Here is a 6,746-nt window from a genome sequence, read left to right as displayed (position 1 = left end):
CTGTTAACTTCCTTATCCTCCGGCATTTCAGACTCTTGACACCCAGCCAACATAACTAACAACGCAGTAAACATATAGAGTTTTTTCATATGAACTTTTCCTTTACTATTTATTAGACTAAAAATCTGTCCATTTCATATTGCCCATCCTTTCCTTTTTTTGGATTTTTATACATCATTCATCAAAAAATAGTTCGCATCACGGTGACTGAGGTCAGCATGGCCACCGCGATGATCGTTAAAAATGAATATAAAAAGATTGAAGTCCCCACAACACTCAATCCGCAAAGAAGCACGCATCCATCAATGATAAAAATCAGTAAACCTACATTGAATCCGCTCTTCCTTGATAGGATCTGTGCCAGCATATCCGTTCCGCCTGTTGATGTCCCATACCGAAGCATCAAGCCGATTCCTAATCCAATCAAACCTCCCCCGATCATCGCACTTACATAAATGGGAAGATTCCAGCCGATGACAGCGTCGGAAAAAATATCGATGCATAATGAGGAAAAAAGCAGGCCATGCAAACTGTTCAGGAATAATTTCTTTTCAAAGTACCAAGCATATATATATAATGGAATGCTGCTCAAAATCACACCCAGGCCTGTCGGAAGTCCTATATAGTAATGAAAAATCAGCCCAATCCCTATCATGCCGCCATCCAATAAATGATAAGGTATCAGGAAAAAATTGATTCCCACGCCTACAAGCATGCTGCCGGCGATAATCGCTGCCATCCTTTCCATGATTTTCATGGCTGCCCACCCCCTTTAATCTGCTTTTAGAACTTGTCTTGGACTCTATAGAATATGTATGAACCATCGAGAAAATAATGAAACTGACCAATTTTTTATGAAACCGCCTATAATTTTCTGAATATTCCATAATATCATACAATAAAGTAGAGAAAACAGTCAAAAACAGCTATTTATTAGCTCAAACTGGTCCTTTACAAGCAATTTACCGGATTTATGGTGCTGAAAGCTATTTGACTGAATGATTAACTCTTTCTATAATGAAAGTATTTAAATTAATTAGATTGAGGTGATTTGATGGGGCATTAAAGAATGTTCGTTTTGACAGGCGGACGCTGATTTGCGTAATGGATATGTACATCCTATTGAAAAATGGCTGTACTCCTTCAGACGGAAATTCTTCTATTTCCCGTCTACGCGTCGCCAATCGGCATATACTATTATTCTCTTCATCACTTAAAGAAATGGGAGTTAAAGCGGCTGGACATCAACTACCACAGCCATTATGAATGATTCCCGATAATATTCAGCAAGGCAAAAAAAATATACTTGTATATTTTAAAAATGTAGGAGGTGTACTCCTTATTCGTCTCGAAGGCGAGTTAAGGGAGACTATTTGGACATAATAAACTTGGTTCTTATTGCCATTTTAATTGCTTTAACAGCATTTTTTGTAGCTACGGAGTTTGCGATTGTTAAAGTGAGAAGCACGAGGGTCGATCAATTAATTGAAGAAGGAAAGCCGAATGCTCTTTCAGCAAAGAAAGTGATATCCAACCTGGATGAATACCTTTCAACATGCCAGCTCGGTATTACCGTTACCGCTCTAGGGCTTGGGGTGCTTGGGGAACCGACAGTTAAAAAGATTTTGCACCCACTCTTGAATCAATTGAATCTTCCAAATTCAGCTTCACATGCACTCTCGGTTGCAATTGCCTTTTCTTTAATAACTTTCATACATGTGGTTGTTGGGGAATTGGCACCAAAAACATTGGCGATTCAAAAAGCGGAGCGAGTAACTTTATTGGTTTCCAAACCTTTAATTGGTTTTAACAAAATCATGTATCCATTCATCTGGGTACTAAATGGCTCTGCAAGGACGCTTACAAGAATGCTAGGATTAAAAGCAGTTTCCGAACATGATTTGGCTCATACAGAAGAAGAGCTTCGTATCATTGTTTCCGAAAGCTACAAAAGTGGTGAAATTAACCAATCAGAGTTTAAATATGTGAATAAAATTTTTGAATTCGATGATCGGATTGCAAAAGAAATCATGGTTCCACGTACAGAAATTGCAACGGTATCCAAAGATGATACGATCCAACAGTTTTTCACCGTCATGGCGGAGGAGAACTTTACACGATATCCTGTCATTGACGGAGATAAAGACCATGTTATCGGTATGGTCAATGTAAAAGAGCTATTCACTGAAATGATAGACAATAACAAGCAGGCAGCATCCACGATCCAACGATATGTTCGTCCGATCATCCGTGTCATTGACAGTATCCCAATTCACGACTTACTTTTAAAAATGCAAAAGGAGCGCATCCACATGGCTATCCTCATGGATGAATACGGCGGTACGTCAGGTTTGGTGACCGTTGAAGATATCCTTGAAGAAATCGTTGGCGATATCCGCGATGAGTTCGACCTGGATGAAGTTCCTGATGTCCGCAAATTAAAAGAAGATCACTACATCATCGATGCCAAGGTATTAGTCAGTGAAGTGAATGATTTACTTGGATTGGATATTAATGATGAAGATATCGATACGATGGGCGGATGGATCCTTACCGAGAATTACGAGGCCAAACAAGGTGATATTCTGACTTATGGTCCCTATAACTTTAGAATAAAAGAAATGGAAGATCACCATATTCGTTATATTGAAATATACAAACAAGCAAAAGTCGTAAGCGAAGTAAAAGAATTCCCGATAATATCGCAAACTGAAATCGTTTCATGATAATAACCCCCGTTCCTAATTGACAATAGGAGCGGGGGTTATTTTTTTCCAACCGGTACATGAAATGTAATAAAAACATAATATATAAAACCTGCTTCATTTTAGATTGAATGATTACATGAAGTATAGTTCTACCTTTATTGTTTCATACTGTTAGAAAAGCGATACTTATTGAAGGAGTGAGGAATCATGAAACTCATAACCATTTGCCAACACTGCAAAGGGAAAGGGAAAACCCGCTATCTGCAATTCTTTTCCCGGGACTGCAATCATTGCAACGGTCAAGGTAGAGCTGTAAAAGATATGTCAAATTTAAGAAATCAGGCAAAAAACATCTAATAATCTTTCATATTTTGAAGTTGGGTTTGATGACACCTGCCCTCTTTAACGTATCATAAACAATCAGTATCGAAGGTCCAAGGAAAAGCCCGATGAAACCGAGCATTTTAAACCCTAAATAAAGGCTGACCAACGATGCCAATGGGCTCAATCCCATATTTGCTGAATAGATTTTCGGTTCGATGGTCCTTCTTATGATCGTAATGACCAGGAATAGGATGATGAGACCAACACCTAGATGATGGTTTCCTTGAGCCCAAACAATTACTGCCCAAGGAACCAGTACAGATCCCGTCCCCAGAATAGGAAGAATGTCCACGACTACAATTAACAATGCCAATGGAACCGTATACTTCACATTCAATAACCATAGTCCTCCATAAGCCATGATGAACGTTATTAAACTCAAAAGGATTTGTGCCTTGATGAATCCTACGGCTGCCATACTTAAATCTTGATAAACTAGCGAAATCTTTTGATAAGTGGATGTCTTTAAATAATGGACACCCTTTTTTCTTAACTTAGGCAATTCAAGACTAAATAAGAATAAAGCGATTAAATAAATTAAAAAGTCAATGAAGAGCCCGGGAATGAGTGTGACGAACTGAACCATATCCTGAACAAAGCCCTCTGTGAACCCCTCTAAAGCCCTGACTCCCTTTTCCATCGTTTGTTCTATTGACTGTATGAGATTTGGCGGCAACGTTTGGGAATATCGTTCCCATTTCCTAATGACTGGCAATATAGCCGTTAAATACACTTCACGTATGAAACCAGGAAATTCTTCCGAATAGATAATGACCTTCTTGATTAATACCGAAAAGGAAAAATAAGTGATGCTTATAAGCCCGCCTACATATAGAGCAAATGAAATCAACACTGCCCAAAACCGATGCAGCTTTGCTGTTTTGCCAATCATGCGAACCAATCCATCTAAAAGAATGGCGGTGAGCAATGCTAAAATCAAAGCCCATGAATAGGGAATGACGATTAATATGCATAAAAGGAGAATACCTCTCCAAAACCAACGGAAAAAGACGGCGACATTCACTGAACAAACCCTCCTTGCACTTTCCTGTTCTCCTTATATTTATGAAATGGGGTCACATATATTTCGCTTAAACGTTTTATTTTCTCAATAAGGGGAAAAAGAGATACAAAGAGATGGAGGGATTGACATTGGATAATAAAGATAAAGAAAAGTATCTTGAAGAGCGTAATGATAAATCCAAGGCATTCAAGAAAGATCAGGAAAAACAGCTGGAACGTGATCAAGTGGTCATGCCCATTGATGATTTACCAATTGATGAAATAAAATATGAACGACAAGAAGAACGAAATAAAAAAGAAACAAAACACCGCTCCACGAGCGAGAGGGTTTAACCAAAAACCAGCCACTATAGAGGGCTGGTTTTTGGTTGCGGGATATAATTGCATTCAGCTTCAAGGGGTGATGTACCGTATTGACTTTTACCAATTCCCGGGCGGCACTTTGATACTTGCTAACGGAACATTTGAAGGAAAAATATATATATTTGCCATCATATATTAAGGTCCCTCTTGTCAGCTTTTGAAAATCCAGTACAATCGGACTCTCCCATAATCCATTCGCATTGCGGAATTCCTTCCTCCCCTGCTTCACTTCCAAAAATAAACATTGACTGAAAAAAATGATTCTTTACAATAGACTTTTAAGAATTAAAGAATATAATGGACTGGTCGACCATTATAAAGGAGAATCATATGACGAACCCTACTCAATTATTTCATCAATATTTACAAGTATCGAGATCATTAGTCAGCAAAATGAATGAACAAATTACAGCTCTTGAAATTTACCATAATCAGTGGACGATCCTGAATTATTTAAAGAACTGTGGATATTCCACAATCCCCGATATTTGCAGTTACTTGGATGTTGATAGTGTTATCATCACACGTTCGGTCAACAGCATGGAACAGAATAATATGATTAAACAAGTTCCTGGAAAAGATGAACAGGAAAAACGAATCGAACTGACGCCCCGGGGAAAAGAGGTACATACAAAATGTCTTAAAATTGCAGAAAAAATCGAAGGAAAAGCCCTGGAAGGCATTACCGAGGAAGAACAGGAAATATTTTTCCAGACAGTCCTTAAAATCCTCAATAATATAAGAAACTAAAATGGATACCTTATATCATTGTTGAATAAGTGTGAATCAAGGCCTTTTCCTTATTTTTTCGCATCAAGCTATAGCCATGCCATTTTTAAAAGTCGGATTCCTGCTTTGATTTCACTTTCGGTTAATCCACCGTACCCAATCAAAACAGTCGGATCTTTCACATTCTTAGAATAATAAACCGAAGTTGGGTGGACTTTAACCCCAACACTGGCAGCCTTTTGAATGAGCTCTGCCTCACTGCTGCCGTTTTTTACTTTTAAAAGAACGTGCAATCCTGACTTTTCACCGATTACGGATACACGATCATGGAAGCTCTCTTCGATTGCATTAAGCAGCACCTTATTTTTTTTACGATAAATCGTTCGCATTTTATTCAGATGGCGTTCCCAATGTCCATTTTTCATAAAGAGACAGAGCGTTTCCTGAATCAATCTGGAGACGGTCTGTTTATATCCCATTAGCTTCTCTTGATAGCGGCAAGCCAGCTCCATAGGTAACACCATGAATCCTACCCTGATTGATGGGATGAGCGATTTTGAAAACGTGCCTAGGTAGATGACCCTTCCCTTTGTATCCAACCCCTGCAGGGACGGAATCGGTTTGCCTGAATGTCGGAATTCCCCGTCATAATCATCTTCGATGATATAACCTTTTTTTTCCGCCGCCCAATTCAACAATTCCACCCTTCTAGTTATCGGCATGATCACACCGGAAGGAAATTGATGGGAAGGAGTGACATAAGCAACATTCGCGGCACTCTCTTTCAGGGAGTCCACACTCATTCCACTTTCATCCAAGGGTATGTATGCCATATCAGCTCCCTCCAACCTCAGTACCTCCCTTACTCGATGAAAGCCAGGCTCTTCCAACCCGAATACCCGCTCATCTCCAAGAAGTAACCGCAATAGATGGATGAAATACTGGGTGCCTGCCCCAATGATGATTTGATCTGCCCCGCAGCGAACTCCTCTCGATTGGAATAGATAGGATGAGACTTCAAACCGGAGCCCCCATTCCCCTTGAGGATCACCGCTCATGAACATTTCCCTTTCCTGAAGATACAATGTATTGTTCAAGCATTTTTTCCACACGGCATGCGGGAAAGAATCGACGTCCACCCGTCCATGATTGAAATCTATCTCATTTCTTTCATTCGCAGGACACATCATCCCTTCTGTTACAGGCAAAGGCTCATTCAAAGGTGAGATCGGTTCTAAATCGGCAACGTAATACCCTTTCCTTAATTGACTTTCCACATATCCTTCTGCCATCAACTGATGATAAGCCGTATCCACCGTATTCAGGCCTATCCCTAAATGCACAGCCAGTTTTCGTTTGGAAGGCAGTTTCATTCCGGCCTTTATTTGTCCATTCTGGATTTCCTTTATAAAGTATTTATACAATTGGACATATAAAGCTTCTTTATTCGTTTTATCTAAGTTTAGAGTAACTTCAAACATTGGCTCCTCCTTCAAACTGGTTCCATAAATTATATCTGGTTTGGCCCTTATTGCAGGA

At 39.4% G+C, this 6,746-nt stretch carries 6 protein-coding genes; 3 read left to right on the top strand and 3 right to left on the bottom strand.

The annotated features are described in order from the left end of the window. Positions 1 to 181: 181 nt before the first annotated feature. A complete protein-coding gene (locus ACFVSH_RS11050; protein WP_311202512.1) occupies positions 182 to 757 on the bottom strand; it encodes a YitT family protein in 576 nt (191 codons plus the stop codon). 616 nt (positions 758 to 1,373) lie between these two features. Between ACFVSH_RS11050 and ACFVSH_RS11045 the strand changes: the two genes are divergently transcribed. Continuing rightward, on the top strand, positions 1,374 to 2,726 hold the full coding sequence (locus tag ACFVSH_RS11045; protein ID WP_260284499.1) for a hemolysin family protein: 1,353 nt from the start codon (positions 1,374 to 1,376) through the stop codon (positions 2,724 to 2,726). A 346-nt stretch (positions 2,727 to 3,072) separates the two neighbouring features. Here the strand turns inward: ACFVSH_RS11045 and ytvI are convergent, their stop codons facing one another. Then, positions 3,073 to 4,116: a sporulation integral membrane protein YtvI gene (gene ytvI, locus ACFVSH_RS11040; protein WP_387596579.1), complete on the bottom strand. Its 1,044-nt coding sequence runs from the start codon at positions 4,114 to 4,116 to the stop codon at positions 3,073 to 3,075. A gap of 128 nt (positions 4,117 to 4,244) precedes the next feature. Between ytvI and ACFVSH_RS11035 the strand changes: the two genes are divergently transcribed. Both ACFVSH_RS11035 and ACFVSH_RS11030 read left to right on the top strand, forming a co-directional pair. Then, positions 4,245 to 4,448, top strand: a complete 204-nt coding sequence (locus tag ACFVSH_RS11035; protein ID WP_098372640.1) for a hypothetical protein — start codon at positions 4,245 to 4,247, stop codon at positions 4,446 to 4,448. 360 nt (positions 4,449 to 4,808) lie between these two features. Next, positions 4,809 to 5,228, top strand: coding sequence for a MarR family winged helix-turn-helix transcriptional regulator (locus ACFVSH_RS11030; RefSeq protein WP_076367409.1), 420 nt, complete (start codon positions 4,809 to 4,811; stop codon positions 5,226 to 5,228). Between the two features lie 68 nt (positions 5,229 to 5,296). Here ACFVSH_RS11030 and pdxR read toward each other — a convergent pair whose 3' ends face one another. Further along, on the bottom strand, positions 5,297 to 6,688 hold the full coding sequence (gene pdxR / locus ACFVSH_RS11025) for a MocR-like pyridoxine biosynthesis transcription factor PdxR (protein WP_387705929.1): 1,392 nt from the start codon (positions 6,686 to 6,688) through the stop codon (positions 5,297 to 5,299). Positions 6,689 to 6,746: the final 58 nt, after the last annotated feature.

The sequence above is a fragment of the Peribacillus sp. NPDC058002 genome (genome assembly GCF_042886655.1).
GTDB classification, from domain to species: domain Bacteria; phylum Bacillota; class Bacilli; order Bacillales; family DSM-1321; genus Peribacillus; species Peribacillus aracenensis.
The sequence above is the reverse complement of the archived record's forward strand: the minus strand, read 5'-3'. Positions and strand labels throughout refer to the sequence as shown.